The following is a 20,592-nucleotide window of genomic DNA, read 5'->3' as shown; positions in this document are numbered from 1 at the left end:
GGCGACGCGCAGCGGCCGGATGGCCGCCGCGGTCGCGGGGATCGGCGGGGTGACGCGCGAAACGCGGACAATCGATGCGTTCAGCATAGGACGTCCGGCCCGTACGTGCATGATCGCGATCAACGGTCGCGCGGCCCCCTGCCCGTGCCGGTTACGATTTCGTCGGCACCGAGGCGGCCGGACGGTTCGCGTAGAACACCGCGTACGCGATGCCGAGCAGCACGATCCATACCGGCCCGATCACGAGCGCGACGCGCGTGTCGGGCGTGAACGCCATCAGCACGACGACCAGCACGAGAAACCCGAGCGCAACGAACGAACCGAGCGGATAGAACGGCACGCGGATCGGCAAGCGCGCGATCCGGTCGGCCGACAGCGTGCGGCGAAAACGCATCTGCGCGATCAGGATCACGCACCACGTCCAGATCGCGCCGAACGTCGACACCGACGTGAGCCACGTGAACACGTGCTGCGGCGCGAGATAGTTGAGCAGCACGCCGATCAGCAGCAGCGCGACCGACACGATCACGCCGTACACCGGCACGCCGTTGCGGTTGAGCCGGCCGAGCTTGCGCGGCGCCTGGCCCTGCTGCGCGAGGTTGTAGAGCATCCGCGCGGTACTGAACAGGCCGCTGTTGCACGACGACAGCGCCGCCGTGAGCACGACGAAGTTGATGATGCCCGCGGCCGCCGGGATGCCGAGCCGCGAGAACGTCATCACGAACGGGCTGCCCTGCGTGCCGATCTGGTCCCACGGATAGAGCGACATGATCACGAACAGCGCGCCGATATAGAAAATCAGCACGCGCCAGAACACCGAGTTCACCGCCTTCGTCAGCGACTTCTCCGGGTTGCGCGCCTCGCCGGCCGTGAGGCCGAGCATCTCGACGCCGAGGTACGCGAACATCACGATCGGCAGTGCGCCGATCACGCCGTCGATCCCGTTCGGCATGAAGCCGCCGTGCGCCCACAGGTTGGACAGGCCGATCGCGACCCCGCCGTTGCCGATGCCGAACGCGATCATCAGCCCGCCGCCGATGATCATCAGCACGATCGTGACGATCTTGATCAGCGCGAACCAGAACTCGAATTCGCCGTACAGCTTGACCGCGACGAAGTTCACCGAGCCCATCGCCATCAGTGCCGCGAGCGCCCAGATCCAGTTCGGCACGCCGGGAAACCACATATGCATGTAGACGCCGACCGCCGTGATTTCCGCCATGCAGGTGACGATCCACACGAACCAGTAGGTCCAGCCGGTCAGGTAGCCGGCGAGCGGCCCGAGATAGTCGCGTGCGTAGCGGCTGAATGCGCCGGCGACCGGGTTGGCGATCGCCATCTCGCCGAGTGCGCGCATGATCAGGAAAATCGCGATGCCGCCCAGCAGGTAGGTCAGCAGGATGGCCGGGCCGGCCACGCGGATCGCGCTGGCCGAGCCGAGGAACAGGCCGACGCCGATCGTCGCGCCGAGCGCCATCAGGTTGATGTGTCGCTCTTCCAGCCCGCGGTGCAACTGGTCTTCTGGTTGTTTCAAGTCTGTCTCCTGGCGGCCGCGAGCGGGCCGCCGTCATTGTCGAAGTCAATGCGCGCCCGTTCATGCCGATTCCGGCAGCCGAAAACGAAATAATCCACGCCGTCGTTTTCCGAATGGAAAACGACACGGATACTGCGTCAATTCGATGGGAATCGCCGCGAATTATCCGTATTTTCCGGAACAATCCGGAAAACGGATCGGGCCTTTCACGGAATACGCCCGAGCGGCCCGTGTGGCGCGGCTGTGCGCGAGGCGGGCAACTGCGGGATCAATCGTTTTCGGCGTGAACGAACACGCGTCGAATGTGCGGGATCATGCGCACGCAATATGCAGGCGGGATTATAGAGATAATCGGACGCATCGCGCCAGACGATTTTCGTGAAGGTCGACTGGGAAATCGGCAGCGAAATCGAGGGCGTGGCGCTCGAGCGCGATTTATCTGGACAACGTCGCATGCACGAGCAACCAGGCAACGAACTGTTTGCATACCCTTCTGCGCAAACTCGCATGCCGATCGGTTCGCCACGCACCGCAATCCTGTCGCAACCGGCCGCCGAACCCCGTTCGCGCGAGAGGATGGTTGTCAGAGGAGTGATGCAACACCGGGCGCAACCTGCCGTGCGACTGCTTGGCGAGTTATCCGTTCGTCGTTTTGCGATCAAGCCCGGACGTGACTCGCCCCCTTAACGAGGGGGCAAGACTAGCGGAAGTCATGCTGTGAACTGTTTTCGCCCGTTCGATGAAATCAGACCGACCGGCCACGACAACGCCCGGAAAATACGGAATCGGCTGCTGATTTTTTTAACGCCGGCCGTCCAAATTCGATTCCGATATTTAGTATTTTGATACACTCACATCGCAGTACCGAAAGGTGTCGCCAATTAAAATCGATTGATGTTCATTGGAGAGGCATTATGAGAAAAATTGGCTCGATTGTTTTCGCGCTTTCGTTAATGGCATCGGCAGGAGGTGCCTATGCCGACGGCTCCACGATCGTACTTCAGTGTTCGAGCCCTTCAGGCGGGACATGCACCGCGACAGGGGACACGCTTCCGCTCAATACTTCGACGAGAGTTTTCAGTTTTATTTGGCGAGGGCAAAATATTTCCCTATCCAATCTGACCGGAACAACCGTCTCGGTTCAATGTTTAACAAATCAATCAGGAACGTTAACCGCCTATAGCGCACCTGTATCGGGCGTTCAGTTTAATCCCGCGACGGCCGAAGGCTCTGCAACGATAACAATCGACTGCACCACTCCCAGCAGCGGCGGGCCGGTCTGAACCGGAGCGTCTATGGAAAGAGGGGCGATATCGCCCCTTTTTTCAAGTTACGCTCGAAGCGCCTTCATCGACAATGCATCGGCCACTCGCCTGACGACGCCTGTCCAGTCAAGCTCATCGACTTCCTGCCGAAAGAGCGTCACGGTATCGGGATACCACTCCGAGGTCGAGCCCGAGCACTTCCAGCGCCAGTCAGTCGCCACGCTGGACAGCATGATCCATGTGGGCTTGCCGAGTGCGGCTGCCAGATGCGTTACTGCTGTATCCACGCCGATCACCAGATCGAGTCGCGAAATAATTGCTGCGACATCCGAGAAGTCGGCGGCACGGCTTCCCAGGTTCACAATGAATCGATCGCCCAGTTCTGCCTGGAGACTGGCGGCGCTCGCCTCCCTTTGCAGGCTGACGAAAGTAACGCCACTTGTCTGCCACAGCGATTCGAGCGTTTTCAGATCGGGGAGGGATCGGACAACATCGTTCGGATTTCCCGGGTTTCCCTTCCACACCAACCCGATTCGAAAACGCCCTTTGGGTATGAGCCGCTCCCAGCTCGATATCGAATTCCTCGGCGCGTACAGGTACGGTACACGGGACGGAATTGCGTCCACGTCCTCATTCAAATTGAGCGGAATACTCCATATATGCGTCCAATAATCGTGTGGCGGGCACATCGACGAGTCGAATTGACTTTGAGCGATGACCAAATCGACTTCACGCAAAGTTGAAAACAACGAGTGCGTCGCGTCGGAGCAAACCAACGTAACGTAGCTTGCCCCAAGCTCTTTTATTTTATTTACGTAGCGTACAAGTTGAATCTGGTCGCCATGACCTTGCTCCGGCCAGATCAGCAACGACGCACCCTCCAGCGATTCCCCCGACCACCTGGGGAATGGGACTGGCGCCGCACTTGAGAAGACGGCCCCTAGCCCCGAATCGTGCCGTGCCTCGAAGAGCGGCAAGCCCTCGCCCCACATATTCTGCGACAACAGCAATATGCCGAGATTAACTTTGTAGAGGGCACTATGCGGGTTGAGTGAAAGTGCCTGCCGATAAGCCGCTTCGGCTTCACCATGACGGCGCAAATCCCTTAAAACCAGCCCAAGCACGTTGAGCGCTTCGTGGCTGTCACGCGCGATGTCGATTGCCCGCCGTACCGTCGATTCGGCATCTTTCAAGCGCAGTCTCGACCGCAATAGCAGGCCGAGATTCAACAGTGCGCGGTAATGTTCGGGAGCAATCGAAACGGCAAGCCGAAACCAATGTTCGGCTTCATCCAGTCGACCGGTCGATTGATACAGAACACCCAGATTGTTGCAATTGTCCGCCGTCAGCGGCCCCAGCATGGCGGCTTGCCTTAAGCGAGATTCCGCTTTATGCGTGTCACCCAGATTCAAATGACAAGCGCCAAGCAAATTCAACAGCTCGGAACTCGCTCCATTGCGCTCCATGAGCCACTCCCCGACCTGGATCGCAGCCTCGAATTTACCTTGGAGATACAGTTCCTCCGGAGAACTGGGGTTTTCGTCGCGAGGTGTCGGGACATTCATTGGATTGCTGGATTCGACCGACTAGTGATATAGCCGCAATGAGGGAAAGATGAGGTTATCACAAGACGGCGCAGCATAAATTGGCCACATTGACGAGACGACGGTCGATTTATGAAGCAGAGGCGTGGCTACGGTACCGGACACTTGCAAACGCACAGGTCGTCAATCGGCGCTACACCGCGCATCATCAGGCCCGGCCATCGCAATTCCCGGGCCGACACATTGAACCTTGTCAATCGTCTTGCACACCGGGCAGAGCACATCGTCATGCGTGATGTGCCTGACGTCGAGCGCGAGCGGCATCGTATTTTGGTCGCGTGATCAGTTTTTCGGCTAGCCGATACCGAATCCCCGCACACTCGAACACAGCGTCGCGCCACACGTCGTCTTGTGGCCGTCAAACGCAACCGGGCGACCCTCAACCACAAAGTTCGGGTCGCCTTCCGCGATCAGGCAGGCTTGATGCCCTTCAATCGGGCAGATACACGAATCTCCTTTGCGGGCGACCGCTCGCCCGTCCACCTCAAATTTCGAAGCGCCGCCGACAACTTGCCCGCCATGGTCAGTTGCGTCACCTACTCGAATAACGTTACGCATTGGTCGTCATTCTCCATCATACCTTCGGCGTTTCATCGTCCGCTTCCGGTGATGCAACTTCGTCGACTGCTACAAGTGTCCACGTAGTCGGCACACTATGTTTCAATTCCCGCCCTAACACGCGATCCAGCACTCCAGGTTGGCCCAACACGTCAACCGACGGCATTACCACCCCAAGTTCGAAGTATTGTCGGCTACCACCGACCACTGGCAGTCCGTTCGCTTCCGGGCATGTCCACCATCCGGCACGCGGACAAAGAGCCCCCGTTCGAACAATCGTATTGAGCGGAACCGGGGGCACATTCGCATCGCTTACATTTGCCGCGCCTGATGTCGGGCGCAGCCGTACAGAGTTCACAATCGACTCGAAAATCTTCGTTGCTTGTTCTTCGGTCAAGTTCGGACGTTGATCGTCTCGAGTCGTCAATTCGACCGAAAGCGTCGAATTCAGAGGTTGCAGATGCTCCCCTTGCGCTTCCCAATGGAACTGATATGCACGAAACCCAGCGTCGGTCGGCAATGACCATAGCCCTTCTTCCCCCTTGCGCCCATTCACGTCATGTTCGCCACGGCGCAAAGTGCGAATACCTGATGCAATCGATTGCAGCTGTCCCGGCACAGCACCGCTGTCCACACGTTGTAGCAATGTTTTTTCGTCCGGTTTTGCTGTCATCGTTGTTACGTGTATGAGCAGCCCCGGCGTATTCGGAAGCTTAAACGTGACAGAAGCGATTTCGTGTTGCGCCGATTGCCCGTCATCTGCAATGAATCCGTCTTTTAAGCAAAACCCTGCTTGCGAAGGAATTTCATCCGGAGTTCGGGCGCGAAGGCTCGGCAAAAACTTGCTCTGCAGCTTCTTTGTCATAGCCGCATATTTATCCGAATCAAATCCGTCGATATCGATAAAAAACGTACGCCCATTGATCCACTTGTACGCCTCAAATCCCTCTATTTTCCGACCATAGAGGACAGTAGATTTAAGAAAAACCGTCTCACTACCTCGTAAATCAATTGTGCGATCCAGAACGAGATCACTTTTCCCCTTGGGTTTCTTCAGGCCAGCCTCCCTTTCTTGCATTCGCTTTTTGAAAGCAGAGAGGCTTGCGTAGCGAGTGTTCGTTTGAACCGGACCGAAAATATATTCGCCCAATTGGGCGTATAGTTCGGCACGTGCCGGCACATCGACAAGATATCGGCCGACGCAATATGTCTTTGAATCACTCGTATTCGGCTCACCAGCCAAGCAAGTTACGGAAAATAAAATTAATATTAATACTAGCAATCGCCTCACGTTCATACATCCCCTTCTACAGACGCACCTGATTGCTGGACCGGCGGCGCTAGTTGCACGATCTTCCCGATACACCATAATACACACTCACGCACCGGCTCATTATTGTATGACATTTGATGGTCGAAGCCCGTCATGCGGAACGTGATCGGCTTCGAGCCGCTGCCTGCAATCATATTTCCAGAGTCGAAGGGCACAGTTCCATCCCCCGAGAACTCAACATCTCCATGCTGGCCATCTTTCGGCGGCGGCGCATTCTCTAATTTAAACGTTGTCTTTTTGCCGATCGATCTTCAATACTGATTTTCTGAACAAATCAAAATCATCGCGTCAAATAAAATATGGCACAAAAATAACCAACCGACAATTCATACCCAGAGATGAACATTATCAATCTCATGAAAATATTCATATCCCGCGCCCATCTTCACGAATGATCAGACTTTTCCGGATAAATTTTTTTCAAAACTTCGGAAACCAGACCCATCTGGTCCGACAAATATTTTGAATTCAGCGCTCCAGGAAAATACCTTCGGCAAAAAAATCATGCTCCGCAGCGATTTCCACATGCACCGGGCCTGCATTCATTGCAAAGGAGATCATAAAATCCCCTCCAAACAATCCGGATGATCATCAATCAACTCCAGCCGCGCAACGTTACAATCCTCTGAATCAATTCAAAGATAACAAAACACATCGATAGTCACTTACCATCCCTTTATCGGAAAATGAATCGCCTTTCCAGACTTTTCGACCACCATCGCATACCCAAGGCAGGAAATCGGATAAGCATTAATTTACATTTCAAAATGCAGAGGGTGTGGTCGAACCATCAATCAAGCTCACGACAATGCCACTATCCTGATCGTCCCTTGCCATCCGGTAGATGGCGCATCCTTTTCACAAGCTCAACCATTCACCAGATGATCAGGATTCTTTGACTCGGAGACACTTGGATTTTGAACGACATCGCAACCACTGTTTGCCAGCGTTGTGGCGCTCCGATTTGCAAGCACCCGGGCCGCACTGGGACAGCATCAGAAAGTGGCGGAATTTGTGTCGGTGGCCCGGAATGTGATCCTGTCGCCGGAGCCCCTACAGCCCGTTTGGCTGCTGCGTCGGCAACGCACCGTGAGATGAGTTCCGAGCATCTGCATCGACGCCAATGCCCGACTTCCGTCAAAGCGTGACAAGATCCGATGCTGTCACGATCTTGCAGACTACCGCGCACCCCAAATTTGGTACGCTATCCAGCCCCTTCCCGCCAGCACCGCCCCTCCAAACCTCACTTCGACAACGTCGCCCGCACCGTATATTCACCCGCGAGCGCGCCATGTTCCGGCCGCACGAAATACCGCGACGAATCGAGATCGCTTGGCAGCGGTTCGACCGGGAAGCCATGCTTTTCCCATGCATCGAGCCCGCCCTTCAGCGCGCGGATGTTGTGGATCATCTTCTTGCGCTGCATCTTCGCGATCAGACGCTTCGCGGTAGCCTCGTTCGGGCACACGCAATAGACGACGATCGGCCGTTTCAGCATTTCCGGGTCGAGCAGGTCCGGCGAATCGAGATCGACCGGCACCGCGCCGGCGATCCGGTACGGCTCGCGCTCGCGAATCGCTTTCGGCCGCGCGTCGAAGATCAGCGGCGGCTCGTCCGACGTCATCATCTCGACGAGCTGGGGCGGCGAGATGCGCACCTGGGCGAGATAGCGGCGGAACTGCACGCGGCGTACCCAGCGGTACAGCAGGAACGTGATGAAGATCGCGAGGAACGCATCGAGGATCGTGCCGCCGCTCGCCCGCACCCACAGCACGAACTGGACGATCTGGTCGTGAATGGCCGCCCCGCCGATCAGCCAGAACGCGGCCCACAGCGACGCGCCGGCCAGATCCCAGAACAGGAACACGCCGACGCCAATCGCAGTCGTGCCGAGCAGCGGCGCCGACACGAGCCCGAGGCCGGGAAGGAATTTGGACAGCACGAGCAGCGGCGCGCCGTATCTTTCGAATACGTTACGCGCGAAACGCAGCGTCGTGTCGAGCGACAGCGAGAAGCGCACGAGGCCGTTCAGCAGCCGCCGGCCGCGCGTGCGGCCCATGAAGAACCACAGCGAATCGGCAAGCATCGTCGCGCCGATCGCCGCCGCGAACATGCTGACCCATGACGCCTGCCCCATGGCCGCCATCGTGCCGCCGAGGATCAGCATCGGCACGGCCGGCACCGGCACGCCGAGCTGCGTGATCAACACGCTCGCGAACACGGCCCATGGGCCGAGCGACGAGGGAATAGCGATGGGAAAGTGCCACACGGCGGCGCTCCTGGAAGACATGCGGGCCGGGCGACGGGGGCCGTCGGTACGGCTGTGCAACGACCGCCGCGGCACGTCCCGCAGCCGACGAGTGCATCACGCGCATTCTAAACGGGTTTGGCCGCGCTCGCGCGGAACACATGCCGTCGGCGCACGTCGCGAGCCCTGCCCCGCAGCGCCTGCGCGCTCAAGCGCGGCGACGTCGCGCGAGTTGCGCGACGTGGTCCGCGTAGTCGGGAAACGCGGCCGCCAGCGCGGCGGCGTCCGCCAGATCGAATTCGGCAAACTCGAACCCCGGCGCAACCGTGCAGCCGACGAACGCGACGTGCTCCGGCGACGCGCAACGCGCGCCGAGCCAGCCCCCGGCCCGCACGGTCGCCTGGAACACGCTGCCCGGATGCGTGAGCGGGTTGCCGAGCCGATGGATCGTCAGCCCGTCGCGCTCGTCCAACACCCAGACTTCGAGCGGATCGCCGGCATAGAAATGCCACACCTCGTCCGAGCGGCTCCGGTGCCACGACGAACACGCGCCGTCGCACAACAGGTAGTAGATCGCCGTCGACGCGGCGCGAGGGGCGCCATCGGCCGAACGCACGACCGAATCGGTCGAGCGGTAGGTTTCGCGGAAATAGCCGCCTTCGGGATGCGGCTGCAGGTCGAACCGGTGAATCAGGTCGGCGGCGGATATCGGCATGGCGGGTAGCTTCGGCAAGGGAGAAACCGGGCGTCCGGCATGCAGCGCCGTCCCTCGCGGAGGCGACTGCGTACCGCCGGATGCCGACACGCCGATCGCCGCGGCCATGCGCACGGCGACAAAGCGGACACCGTCCGATGCTGCCAGACCTGCGTGACAGGATGCAACGGCAGGCCTGCCATCGCACCCTTGGCGCGTATCCGGCGTGGCTGTCACCCGGCCGACACGACGGCAGCGCAAGCGTCGGTCATGTGCTCATGCGCAATGAGCGCCGCCGTTTCGTCGGACCGTTACCCGGCACATGCGCGCGGCAATCGCCAGCCCTCTGCCGCACACGCGTCAGCACCGCGCCGCACGCTTCACGCGGCCGCCGGCGCCCCCGGCTCGCCGTGCCGCACCAGCAGCACGGGCCGGTCGGCCGCGCGCAGCAGCGATTCGGCGACGCTGCCGAGCAGCAGCCGGCGCAGCCCGTGCCGCCCGCTCGTGCCCATCACGATCAGGTCGGCATCGGCTTCGGCCGCCGTGCGCATCAGCACCGCGGCGACCTCCTCGCCGTACGCGTCGAGCGCGCGTACGGTGCCCTGCACGTGCTCCCGCGCGAGCGCCGCCTTTGCATCGTCGAGCACCGGCGTCGCGGCATCGGTCGCGGCCGCGTCGGCGTCGCGCTCGCCCGCGAAACCGGCGTCGACGTCGACGAGCTGCGGCCGATGCTCGACGACGTATGCGCAGGTGACTTCGCCGCCCGACGCCGCCGCGATCCGGATCGCCTCGTTCAGCGCGAGACGCGCACTCGGGCTGCCGTCGAGCCCCACGAAAATCCGCTTGTACATGGTCCGTTCCTCCGACCGGGCACACGTCGCGCCTTGCGCGACGGTGGCCCGTGATCGCCGTCCGGCACCGCGCCGGCCAGCCTGTCGAACAGTCTGCCCCACGCGCCGGCGCGCCGGTTGATGCGCGTCAAGCGCGGCCGGCGTGCCCGCTGCGCGCGCCGTTTCGCGCATTTTCAGGTGACCCCATTACAAAAAACGTGTAAAACGCGCACAATTTCATCTTGAAAATAGACGTTGCGTGCAGCCGGTGCGAGTTTTGCCCGGTTTTGCCGCGCCGCCCCCGGTGCCGTGGGGCGGCCCCCGACACCCGAATGGCCATTGAATGACCGCAAGTGGAACCCCGACGCGTGACGCCCGAGGGCCCACGCACCTCCAGACCATGTTACGCCAGCCGCTCGCGGCCGGCGTCGTTGCGCTGTGCGCCGGCGCGACGCTGTCGCTCGGCGTCGCGCTGCTGGTGCGCGAGCAGTGGCAAGGCGCCGTCCATACGCGCTTCGAACGCCGCACGACGCACGTGACGGCGATGCTTCGCCATGAGCTGCAGTCCGGCGTCGCCGTGCTCGAAGGCGCGCGCGGCGCGTTCGGCCTCGTCCCGGACATGACGCCCGAGCAGTGGCGCCGCTATGCGGAGTCGCTCGACCTCGACAGCGGCCGCTCGCCGGTTCGCCAGATCGGCTACGCGCCGCTGCCGCCCGCGACGCGCGGCGCCCTCGCCGGCACGAAGCCGATGCCGGCCGGCACGCTCGCGTCCGCGACGCGCAGCGCACCGGCGTCGAGTTCGCCCGTGGTCCGCTTCGGCGTGTCCGATGCGGCGCCGCTGGCGCGCGCGCTGCAGACCGGCGACATCGCGCTCGGCGTGCATCCGGCCGACGACGACGCGTCCCGCGACGCCCGCACCCTCACGCTGTTCCTGCCCGTGACCGCCTCGCCGCACGCGGCCGCCACACCGTCCGGCACGCGCGAAGCCGGCGCCGACGGGATGCTGTTCGCGGCGCTGAGCCCGCGGCGCCTGGTCGAGCGCGCGCTCGACGCGGAACGCGGGATCGACGTGTGGCTGACCGCCGGCGGCGATCGGCGCACGATCGTCGGGGTCGAGACGACGACCGACGAGGCGTCCGCATCGCCCGACCTGATGCGGCGCACCGACGAGCTGAATTTCGGCGGCACCGTGCTGACGCTCGCCTATTCCGCGGACGGCCGCCCGAGCGCGACCGGCGCGCAACGCGCGGCCGGCACCGTGCTCGCGGCGGGGCTGCTCGCGTCGTTCGTGTTCGCGGCGCTCGTCCATGCGCTGCTGCGCGGCCGGTCCGGCGCGGCCGATTCCGGTGCGAGCAGCCGCGGCATCCTCAACGAGGCGAGGATGATGGGCATCATCCGTTCGTCGATGGAGGCGATCATCACGATCGACGAAAAGCAGACGGTCGTGATCTTCAATCCGATGGCCGAGCAGGTGTTCGGCGTGTCCGCGATGGAGGCGATCGGTGCGCCGCTGTCACGCTTCATCCCCGAACGCTTTCGCGCCGCGCACGCGAAGCACGTCGACCAGTTTGGCGTGACGGGCGTGTCCGAGCGGCAGATGGGCCGCCAGCGGGTGCTGTTCGGGCTGCGCGCGAACGGCGACGAGTTCCCGATCGAGGCATCGATCTCGCAGATCCGCGATGCATCGGGCAAGCTCTATACGGTGATGCTGCGCGACATCACCGAGCGGCTGCGCGCCGAGAACGCGCTGAAGCAGTCGCGCGAGGAATTGCGCGAACTGTCGGCGAACCTGCAGAACGTGCGCGAAGAGGAAAAGACCCGGATCGCGCGCGAACTGCACGACGACCTCGGCCAGCAGCTCACCGCGCTGAAGATGGATCTGTCGGTCATCGAGCAGCAACTGCGCGGGCCCGACCACGCTCCGCCCGACGAGGGCGTGCTCGGGCATCTGCGGGGCATGCGCCGGCTGATCGATGCGACGGTCGCGTCGGTGCGGCGCATCGCGGCCGACCTGCGACCCGTGATGCTCGACGATCTCGGCCTCGTGCCCGCGATCGAATGGCTCGCGAACGATTTCACGAACCGCTACGGAATCGATGTCGAGCGTCACATCGAAACGGGCGGCCTCACCTTCACCAGCGCGGGTGCGACCACGCTGTTCCGCATCGTCCAGGAAGCGCTGACGAACGTGGCGCGCCATGCGGACGCCACGCGCGTCGCGCTCCGGCTCGATGTCGAGGATGGCTTCTGCGTGTTGCGGGTCGCGGACAACGGCCGCGGCTCGATGCCCGGCGGCACGGCCCACGAGGACAAATCGTTCGGCCTGATCGGGATTCGCGAACGCGCGCACATGCTGGGCGGCACCGTGACGATCGACACCGCGCTCGCGCGCGGTTTCTCGATTACCGTCGCGCTCCCGCTCGCCACCGTTCAACAGGAAACGCTCATCACATGATCAAGGTGCTCATTGCCGACGACCATACGCTCGTGCGCGACGGTCTGCGGCACATTCTCCAGAACGCCACCGGATTCGAGGTGGCCGGCGAAGCCTGCGACGGACCGTCGACGATCGCGCTCGTGCGGGCCACGCCCGCGCAGGTGCTCGTGCTCGACCTGTCGATGCCGGGCCGCAACGGCGTCGAACTGATCAAGCAGATCAAGGACGAGAAGCCCGCGCTGCGCGTCCTCGTGCTGACCATGCACGCGGAGCAGCAGTACGCGGTGCGCGCGTTCCGCGCGGGCGCGTCCGGCTATCTGACGAAGGAAAGCGCGAGCGCCGAACTCGTCGGCGCGGTCACGAAGGTGGCGTCGGGCGGCGTATACGTGAGCCTCGCGATGGCCGAACAGTTCGCGCAGAGCCTGAACGAGCCGGCCGAGACGCTGCCGCACCAGCGGCTGTCCGACCGGGAATTCGACGTGTTCCGTCGGATCGCGGCCGGCCAGACGCTGACCGAGATCGCGAACGCGCTGTGCGTGAGCGCGAAGACGGTCAGCACGTACAAGACGCGGATCCTGGAAAAGATGCAGATGCCGCACGAAGCGGCGCTGGTGCGTTACGCAATGCGGCACAAGCTGCTCGACGAAACGGACGACGTGTAACGGACGGCATGTCGCGCCGGTCGCGCCGGCGCACGGGTTTTACCGGGCGGGCACCGGGCACGCGAGATCGCCTTCCTCGCAGGACAGGTAGCCCTTCAGCGTCTCGGTGCGCGCTTTCGTCAGATCGTCGAGGCAGGTCGACATGACCATCGGGAATACGCTGCCGCCTTCGGCATTCGCGCTGGAGAAACCGCATTCGGCGTCGCGGTAGGCAATCCACGCGCGCTGCGCGTTCACGAGCTTGTCGGCGAGCGGCCGGGCGTCGTGCAGGCGCGCGGTGACGGCCTGGTACGTGCGGTTCAGTTCGGCGTCGGATTTCCTGTATGCGCGATCGGCGCATGCCGTCATCGTCGCCTGATCCGTCGCATCCGCACAATTCGCCTGTGCATGGGCGACGTTCGCCGTCAGCGCCAGCGCACACAGCAGACCGGTCAAGACACGCATGGAAGCTCCTTGTCGTTCGTTGCAATCGTGGAAGCCGGGGCGGAGCCTGACGCCCCGGCCGCCCCTCGGCGCGCGGCAATACCGTCCGCGATGCTAGCGCACACCCGTGTAATTGTCAGCCTGCACCGTCGCCGCGCGCGGTCTTGCATATCGTCCGCATGCACCTACACTGAAAAACTGATACGCCGCTTCAGGCCCGCGCTATCGCCCCCATCCCGTCTCCGCTTTCGCGCAATCATCAGCGCATTTCGCGTTCGCGCCGCCGAGCGGGCCCGACCTTTCGTCAGCCGGTTTCCCCAGCCCCGCGCACGCGCCATCGCTGCCGCTCTCTGGAGGAAATCATGAGCTATCACCTCGAAGGACGCCTGCTCGAAGTCTGCAATTGCCGCGTGCTGTGCCCGTGCTGGATCGGCGAGGATCCGGATTTCGACGTGTGCGACACCATCGTCGCGTGGCATGTCGACAAGGGCACGGTCGACGGCGTCGACGTCGGCGGCAACACCATCGCCGCGGTGTGCCGCGTGCCGGGCAATATCCTGCAGGGTCACTGGACGGCCGCGATCTACGTCAGCGACACGGCGTCCGACGAACAGGAGAAGGCGCTGCTCAAGGTGTACACGGGACAGGCCGGCGGCCCGATCGCCGAACTCGCGAAACTGATCGGCACCGTCGTGTCGGTCGAGCGCGCACCGATCCGGTTCGACGTCGTCGGCGCGCGCGGCACGCTGTCGATCGGCACCGACTATTACGCGGAACTCGAACCGTGCCTGGGCCCGAGCGGCGGGCAGACGACGCTGGCCGATACCGTGTTCTCGACGGTGCCCGGCGCGCCGGTGTACGTCGGCAAGGCGCCGGTCTACCGGTCGAAGAACGCGGCGATCGGCATCGACGTCGATCTGAAGAATCACAACGCGTTGCAGAGCACGTTCCAGTTCGACGCGTGACGCGCCGCCGCACGGAGCCGTGCCATGGCCGCGTCGCTGCATCGGCGCCTGTTTCCGTTCGTGCTCGCGAGCCTCGCTGCATTCGCGTGGATCACGCTGTGGGCGTGGACGCGCAGTCCTTACGGGCGTTTTCTCGAGCACAGCGGCGGGGCCGAACCGTTCGGCACGCTCTGCCGCGCGCTGCCGGGCGGGACGCTATGGCTGCCGGCCGTGCTCGACGCGGCCGCGTGGACGTTGATGATCCTCGCGATGATGCTGCCGACGACCCTGTCGCTGTTCGGCGCGTTCGCGCGCGTCGTCGCGAGCCGCCCCGACCAGACGCGCCTGCTTGCACTCGTCGGCGCCGGCTACGTCGTCGTATGGAGCGGATTCGGGCTCGTCGCGCACGGCCTGCATGCGCTGGTACTGACCGGCGTCGCGCATGTGCCGGCGCTCGCATGGCGCGGCTGGCTGATCGGCGCGGCCGTGTTCGCGCTCGCCGGCGCATTCCAGTTCAGCGGGCTGAAGGAGCGCTGCCTGGACCGTTGCCGCACCCCTTTCAGTTTCGTAATCAGCCGCTGGCGCGGCCGCGCGCCGTCGCGGCACGCGTTCGCCCTGGGCGCAAGCCACGGGCTCTTCTGCGTCGGGTGCTGCTGGGCGCTGATGCTGCTGATGTTCGTCGTCGGCGCCGGCAGTCTCGGCTGGATGCTGTCGCTCGCCGTGCTGATGGCCGTCGAAAAGAACGTCACGTGGGGACGGCAACTCACCGCGCCGCTCGGCACCGCGCTGTTCGGCGTGGCCGTGCTGATCGTCGCGAACCACGCGTGAGGCCCGCGATGCATCCGCCCGTCCCCACCCGCGCGCCGCACGTGCGGCCCGGCATGCGGGCCGCTGCGCTGACGTCGGTCGCGATGCTCGCATTCGCGTCGAATTCGCTGCTGTGCCGGCTCGCGCTGCAGGCCGGGCGGATCGACGCGGCCAGCTTCGGCAGCCTGCGCCTCGTGTCGGGTGCGCTGATGCTCGCGATCGTGGCGCGGGCGGGGGCGCGCCGGCCTGCCCCGCCCGCGGACTGGCCGGCGGCGGCGATGCTGTTTGCCTATGTCGCGTGCTTTTCGTTCGCGTACCTCACCGTCAGTGCCGCCACCGGCGCGCTGATCCTGTTCGGCGCGGTGCAACTGACGATGTTCGCGGCGGGATGGCGCGCCGGCGAACGGTTCGCGCCGGCGGGCTGGGCCGGCTTCGGCGTCGCATCCGGCGGGCTGCTGTACCTCGTGTCGCCGGGGCTCGCGGCGCCGACGCCGCAAGGCGCCGCGCTGATGACGGCCGCCGGCGTCGCGTGGGGCCTCTATTCGATCCGCGGCCGCAAGCCCGCCGATCCGGTGGCCGCGACCGCCGGCAACTTCCGGCGTGCCGCGCCGCTGGCGCTCGCCCTGAGCGTCGCGCTTGCCGCCCGCCTGCACGTGACGCCTGCCGGCGCCGCGCTCGCCGTGCTGTCCGGCGCGCTGACGTCGGGGCTCGGCTACGTCGTCTGGTATGCCGCGCTGCCGCACCTCACGGCCATGCGCGCCGCGGCCGTCCAGTTGTCCGTGCCGCCGGTCGCCGCGTGCGGCGCGGCGCTGTTCCTGTCGGAACAGCCGACCTGGCGGCTCGCGCTTGCATCGGCCGCCATCCTCGGCGGCGTCGCGGCCGTGCTCGCGACGCGCGCCCGGCACGCGGGTGCCGCACGGTGAGCCGGGCGGGCGCGCCGCCGCGCGTTCATGGCTGCCGGTACAAAAGAAAAACCCGCGCACGACTGCCGTGCACGGGTTTCGGGGGTGTCGGCAAACCGGGCGCCGTCACAGGCGCCGGCCGGCTTAGTGGCCGAAGTACACCGACGTACGATCGGCGGCGGCCGGCACGGCCACGCGCTGGCCCGACTGCGACGTCGCGGCGGCGTTCGCGCCGTAGCCCGTCGTGTCGGCTTGCGCGCCGGTGTTCTGCGCAGCGGCGATCTTCGCCTGGGCGGCCTGGATGTTGTCCGGGTAGTTCATCCAGTCGTTCGGGTTGTAGCCGGCCTTTTCGAGCTGGACGAGTTCGGCACGCACTTGCGCGCGCGTCAGCGGCTGCTGGTTCGATTGGGCGAACGAGACGACCGGTGCGGCCACCAGGGCGGCCAGTGCAACTGCCTTGATCAGCGATTTCATGATGCGTTACCTCCAGGATTGTTTTGTCAGGCGCTTCGGACTCGAGGTCGTTGCGCATGAGTGAAAGTCTAGGAGGCACGGCTATCAGGGTAAATACTTAAATCGCAAATTCACTGTTGACGGATTACATACAATCGCCGTCGAATCGATCGAATCGTCAGATGATTATCGGCGCATGCGCACCGAATGCCGCCAGCCGGCACCCGGCGCCCCGCCGCCGCACGTCAGCGCCCGCGAGCGCTGTCCGCCGCCATCAGCCTGTCGAACAGCAGCGCCTTGAGGCGCACCAGGGCGTCGGCGCCGGTCTCGCCGAATGCCGCGTGATGCAGCGTCAGCGCGGGCGCCGCCGGATCCGCGTGCGTGGCGCGCACCGTGCCGTCGAGCGCCAGCGACTCGATGCGGCCGTCCGCCACGTACGGCAACAGCACACGCAACGGCTCGCCGGTCGCGGCGATCGTCCGGTCGGCCGCGATCGACAGCCCGCTCAGGCTGATGTCGTGCACCATCCCGATCCCTTCCGTCGCGCCCGCGCCGCCCGCGTAGCAGGCCGCGATCCGCACCGGCACGCGCGGCTCCCCGCGCGTGCGCAGCCGGTCGACGAAGCCCGGCGGCGACAGGATCATGAACGGCGCGGCACCCGACGTCTGCACCGATTCGACCGTCGCGCCGAACCGCGACACGGCGGCACGGCCGATCGCCACGGCCTCGATGTCGTCGCCGCGCGCGAAGTCGAGTCCGGCCGCCGGCTGCGGTTCGACGAACAGCGCGCCGGACGCGGCGACGCCGATCAGCCGGCAGCGCTGCAGCGCACGCGCCGTGCCGACCCGGCGGCGAATCCCGATCGCCGCGCCGGCCGACAGCCCCATGCGCGTGACACGCGGCATCGCACCGGATGCGTGCGCCCCGGCTTCGGCGTCGTCGCGCAAGCGCACCGGCCGGAAATGGTCGAACAGGAAAGCATGCTGCGCGTCGTCGCGCAGCGTCGTGCCGGCCGGCAGCAGCGCGGCGCCATCGGCATCGTAGAGATCGAAGCCGAGCGGAACGCCGGCGGAGAGGTCGTCGCGCGCGAGCGCGACGTAGTCGGTGGGAAGCCGCATCGGTAAGGCGCGGAGCGACCGCGCGAACTGTCATGACAACATGATTACGGCAGCATCGCGCGAATTCTGAACGGCTGGGTTATTGCGACCCGCCCGTCGCGTCCGGCGCAGCCTGCGCGGGCGGCTGCGCCGGCATGGACGGCGGGGCGACCGGCGCGGTGCCGGCGCCTGCGCCGCCCCCGCCCGTCGCCGTCGCGCCCGTGGCCGGCGGCGGCGCGGGCTGCGGTTGCGATGCGCCTGTGGCGAGCGCGGCGGCCGATGCGGCCACCTCGGACGCCGGCACCCATTCCTCGACGAACCCGTCGGACGCCGCCTCGGGTGCCGAGGCGGCAGAGGCGGCCGACGCCGCGTCCGGGCCGCCGTCGGGCTGGCGTTCCACCCGCTGCGTCCTGACCGGCGCGGGCGCCTTCTTCGACTCGGGCGGGAACCAGGTGTCGAACAGGTCCGTCACGCGCTCGCGCAGCGACGCGAACCAGCCGGGCGACGGCTCGGTGTCGAATTTCGCCTTCGTATCGACGATCCGCGCGCGCTGCGCGCGCTGAAAGAAATCGCCGACGATCGGCAGCGCGCTGTGTGCGCCCTGCCCCCAGTAATCGCTGCGCAGCGTCACGCGGCCGTCGTCGAAACCGACCCACGCGCCGGCGACGAGCCCCGGCTGCATCAGGATGAACCAGCCGTCCGCGTTGTCCTGCGTCGTGCCGGTCTTGCCGGCCACGTCGCCGCGAATGCCGAAGCGCGTGCGGATGCTGCCGCCCGTGCCGCGCGTCACGACATCGCGCATCACGCCGAGCAGCGTCTTGTCGGTTTCCGCGTCGAGCGCGCGCTCGGGCGGCGCCGGCGCGTACTCGGCGAGCACCTCGCCCTGACGGTTCTCGATGCGCGTGACCATCTGCGGCTCGACGTACAGCCCGCCGTTCGCGATCGTCGCGTACGACGCGACCATTTCCTTCAGCGTGACCGGGCTCGTGCCGAGCGCGAGCGACGGCACGCGCTCGAGCGGGCTTTCGCGTACGCCCATGTCGCGCGCGAGCCGTGCGACGGCGGCCGGCCCGACCTTGTCCATCACCTGCGCGGTGATCCGGTTGCGCGACAGCGCGAGCGCGTCGCGCAGCGTCATCGGTTTGCCGCTCGGCGGCACGTCGTCGTTCGGGCGCCAGATCTCGCCGCCCTTCAGCGGGATCTCGACCGGCTGGTCGATGAACGTGTCGTCCGGCTTCATCCCGTTCGCGAAGGCAACGCCATAGACGAACGGCTTGAACGTCGACCCCGGCTGGCGCCGCGCCTGCGCGACGTGATCGAACGGCTCGCTGGCGAAATCGCGGCTGCCGACCCACGCGCGAATCTGCCCGTTGCGCGGATCGATCGCGAGGAAGCCGGCCTGCACGTCGGTCTTCGTCCGGCACAGCGCGCGCATGAAGCCGCGGTCGGCCGCGAGCAGCTTCATCGCCGCCGCATCGTCCTTGCCTGCGTCCTGCGCGGCCTTGTATTCGGGCGACTCGCGCATGAAGGCGCGGAATACCTCGTTGTCGGTGCCGCAACCGTCGCGGCCGCTCCATGCGCCGTTCGCGATGCCCTGCAGCTGATTGCCCTGCAGCATGAGCGCCTGCGTCGCCATCTGCTGCAGCCGCGAGTCGATCGTCGTGCGCACGATCAGCCCGTCCGAATAGATGTTGTAGTCGTTGCGGTCAGCCCAAGCGATCAGCCACTTGCGCAACTGCTGCGCGAAATGCGGTGCCGGCCCCGGCGGCTCCTTCTGCCGCTCGAAATCGATCCGCAACGGCCGGCGCTGCAATTGCGCGAACTGGGCGGGCGACAGCTTGCCGTACTTCACCATCTGGCCGAGCACCGTGTTGCGGCGCTGCAGCGCGCGCTCGGGATTCAGCACCGGGTTGTAGTAGCTGTTGCCCTTCAGCATCCCGACGAGCGTCGCGCTGTCGAGCACGTCGAGCTCGTCGGCCGACTTGTCGAAATAGGTGCGCGCGGCCATCTCGACGCCGTACGCGTTGTACAGGAACGGCACCGTGTTCAGGTAGGTCTCGAGGATCTGGTCCTTGCTGTAGACGGCCTCGATCTTCAGCGCGGTGATCGCCTCCTTGACCTTGCGCGTGAGCGTCGGCGCGCGGCCGATCTCGTCCGGATACAGGTTGCGCGCGAGCTGCTGGGTGATCGTCGAGCCGCCCTGGCGGCTGCCCGAAAACGTATGGAGCGCGGCCGACGCCGTGCGCTTCCAGTCGAGGCCGTGGTGTTCGTAGAAACGGTGATCCTCGGTGGCGATCAGCGCGTCGACCATGTGCGGCGAAATCTGCCCGAGCGGCACCCACTCGCGATTCGACGGCTTGAATTCGGCCAGCAGCTTGCCGTCGGCGGACAGCACCTGCGCCGGCTGGTCGACGCGCGCCTTGCGGATGTCGCCGATGCCCGGCGTGAACGGGATGAGCACGACGACGTACACCGCGAACAGCGCCGGCACGGCGGCGGCGGCGAGCAGCACGCCGCGGCGCGTCGGATGACGGAGATGGCGCCACGCGGCGGCGGCGAGAGGCTTGACCCTCGCGACGGCGGCGGCCGCGACGGGTTGGGCGCGCGCGACCCATCTGGCACAGAAGTCACGCACTGACGACACGTTTCGGCGATTCACGCGGGTGGAGCTCGGCTGAAAAGGGTGCATCGTACCAAACTCGCGCGGCCTGCCGGCCCGCTGCGGCACCGCGCCGGCGACACCGGGCGGCCGCGCGGCGGCTCGCACGCAAAAAAGGCGCGTGCCCCGCAACGGGAACGAC

The 20,592-nt window shown here is 65.0% G+C and carries 17 protein-coding genes; 6 read left to right on the top strand and 11 right to left on the bottom strand.

The window, feature by feature from the left end; translation table 11 throughout:
• Positions 1-151: 151 nt before the first annotated feature.
• Positions 152-1,534, bottom strand: coding sequence for an amino acid permease (locus tag GQ56_RS0104075; RefSeq protein ID WP_031397434.1), 1,383 nt, complete (start codon positions 1,532-1,534; stop codon positions 152-154).
• A gap of 378 nt (positions 1,535-1,912) precedes the next feature.
• Here GQ56_RS0104075 and GQ56_RS43845 point away from each other — a divergent pair, with 378 nt between their 5' ends.
• Positions 1,913-2,221, top strand: a complete 309-nt coding sequence (locus tag GQ56_RS43845; protein WP_152601625.1) for a hypothetical protein — start codon at positions 1,913-1,915, stop codon at positions 2,219-2,221.
• 643 nt (positions 2,222-2,864) lie between these two features.
• Here the strand turns inward: GQ56_RS43845 and GQ56_RS0104070 are convergent.
• From GQ56_RS0104070 to GQ56_RS0104055, 6 genes are all read right to left on the bottom strand, one after another.
• Positions 2,865-4,364 carry a tetratricopeptide repeat protein gene (locus GQ56_RS0104070; protein ID WP_031397433.1) on the bottom strand — a complete coding sequence of 500 codons (1,500 nt, stop codon included), beginning with the start codon at positions 4,362-4,364 and terminating at the stop codon, positions 2,865-2,867.
• Between the two features lie 333 nt (positions 4,365-4,697).
• Entirely contained in the window at positions 4,698-4,961 is a 264-nt protein-coding gene (locus GQ56_RS40585; RefSeq protein ID WP_075122854.1) for a PAAR domain-containing protein, read from the bottom strand.
• Positions 4,962-4,977: 16 nt separating this feature from the next.
• The gene (locus tag GQ56_RS43840) at positions 4,978-6,258 is read right to left on the bottom strand and encodes a T6SS immunity protein Tli4 family protein (RefSeq protein WP_075122853.1); all 1,281 of its coding nucleotides are present in this window, start codon (positions 6,256-6,258) and stop codon (positions 4,978-4,980) included.
• A 1,279-nt stretch (positions 6,259-7,537) separates the two neighbouring features.
• Positions 7,538-8,563, bottom strand: coding sequence for a DedA family protein/thiosulfate sulfurtransferase GlpE (locus GQ56_RS0104065; protein WP_031397432.1), 1,026 nt, complete (start codon positions 8,561-8,563; stop codon positions 7,538-7,540).
• 187 nt (positions 8,564-8,750) lie between these two features.
• Positions 8,751-9,257 carry a cupin domain-containing protein gene (locus tag GQ56_RS0104060; RefSeq protein ID WP_031397431.1) on the bottom strand — a complete coding sequence of 169 codons (507 nt, stop codon included), beginning with the start codon at positions 9,255-9,257 and terminating at the stop codon, positions 8,751-8,753.
• Between the two features lie 359 nt (positions 9,258-9,616).
• Entirely contained in the window at positions 9,617-10,087 is a 471-nt protein-coding gene (locus GQ56_RS0104055; protein ID WP_031397430.1) for a universal stress protein, read from the bottom strand.
• 322 nt (positions 10,088-10,409) lie between these two features.
• On the opposite strand from GQ56_RS0104055, the gene GQ56_RS0104050 reads away from it, so the two are divergent.
• Together GQ56_RS0104050 and GQ56_RS0104045 are read left to right on the top strand one after the other, a co-directional pair.
• Positions 10,410-12,521 carry a PAS domain S-box protein gene (locus GQ56_RS0104050; protein WP_031397429.1) on the top strand — a complete coding sequence of 704 codons (2,112 nt, stop codon included), beginning with the start codon at positions 10,410-10,412 and terminating at the stop codon, positions 12,519-12,521.
• On the top strand, positions 12,518-13,165 hold the full coding sequence (locus GQ56_RS0104045; protein ID WP_006483707.1) for a response regulator: 648 nt from the start codon (positions 12,518-12,520) through the stop codon (positions 13,163-13,165). Before GQ56_RS0104050 ends, GQ56_RS0104045 begins: the two co-directional genes overlap by 4 nt.
• A 39-nt stretch (positions 13,166-13,204) precedes the next feature.
• Here the strand turns inward: GQ56_RS0104045 and GQ56_RS0104040 are convergent, their stop codons facing one another.
• Positions 13,205-13,609 (bottom strand): lysozyme inhibitor LprI family protein, encoded by a 405-nt coding sequence (locus GQ56_RS0104040; RefSeq protein WP_031397428.1) that lies wholly within the window; start codon positions 13,607-13,609, stop codon positions 13,205-13,207.
• 341 nt (positions 13,610-13,950) lie between these two features.
• Here GQ56_RS0104040 and GQ56_RS0104035 point away from each other — a divergent pair, with 341 nt between their 5' ends.
• Genes GQ56_RS0104035 through GQ56_RS0104025 form a run of 3 tightly spaced genes read left to right on the top strand, consistent with a single transcriptional unit; the run spans position 13,951 to position 16,262 of the window.
• Positions 13,951-14,553: a DUF1326 domain-containing protein gene (locus tag GQ56_RS0104035; protein WP_031397427.1), complete on the top strand. Its 603-nt coding sequence runs from the start codon at positions 13,951-13,953 to the stop codon at positions 14,551-14,553.
• Positions 14,554-14,577: 24 nt separating this feature from the next.
• Positions 14,578-15,360 carry a DUF2182 domain-containing protein gene (locus GQ56_RS0104030; protein WP_031397426.1) on the top strand — a complete coding sequence of 261 codons (783 nt, stop codon included), beginning with the start codon at positions 14,578-14,580 and terminating at the stop codon, positions 15,358-15,360.
• Between the two features lie 8 nt (positions 15,361-15,368).
• The gene (locus tag GQ56_RS0104025; protein WP_052007148.1) at positions 15,369-16,262 is read left to right on the top strand and encodes a DMT family transporter; all 894 of its coding nucleotides are present in this window, start codon (positions 15,369-15,371) and stop codon (positions 16,260-16,262) included.
• Between the two features lie 123 nt (positions 16,263-16,385).
• Here the strand turns inward: GQ56_RS0104025 and GQ56_RS0104020 are convergent, their stop codons facing one another.
• The 3 genes from GQ56_RS0104020 to GQ56_RS0104010 form a co-directional block, all read right to left on the bottom strand.
• On the bottom strand, positions 16,386-16,715 hold the full coding sequence (locus GQ56_RS0104020; protein WP_031397424.1) for a DUF4148 domain-containing protein: 330 nt from the start codon (positions 16,713-16,715) through the stop codon (positions 16,386-16,388).
• 224 nt (positions 16,716-16,939) lie between these two features.
• On the bottom strand, positions 16,940-17,812 hold the full coding sequence (locus tag GQ56_RS0104015) for a PilZ domain-containing protein (protein WP_031397423.1): 873 nt from the start codon (positions 17,810-17,812) through the stop codon (positions 16,940-16,942).
• Between the two features lie 79 nt (positions 17,813-17,891).
• Entirely contained in the window at positions 17,892-20,480 is a 2,589-nt protein-coding gene (locus GQ56_RS0104010) for a penicillin-binding protein 1A (protein WP_031397422.1), read from the bottom strand.
• Positions 20,481-20,592: the final 112 nt, after the last annotated feature.

Origin of the sequence: Burkholderia paludis (assembly GCF_000732615.1) — a bacterium.
In the GTDB taxonomy this organism is placed as follows: Bacteria; Pseudomonadota; Gammaproteobacteria; order Burkholderiales; family Burkholderiaceae; genus Burkholderia; species Burkholderia paludis.
This window is presented reverse-complemented; position numbering and strand designations above follow the sequence as displayed.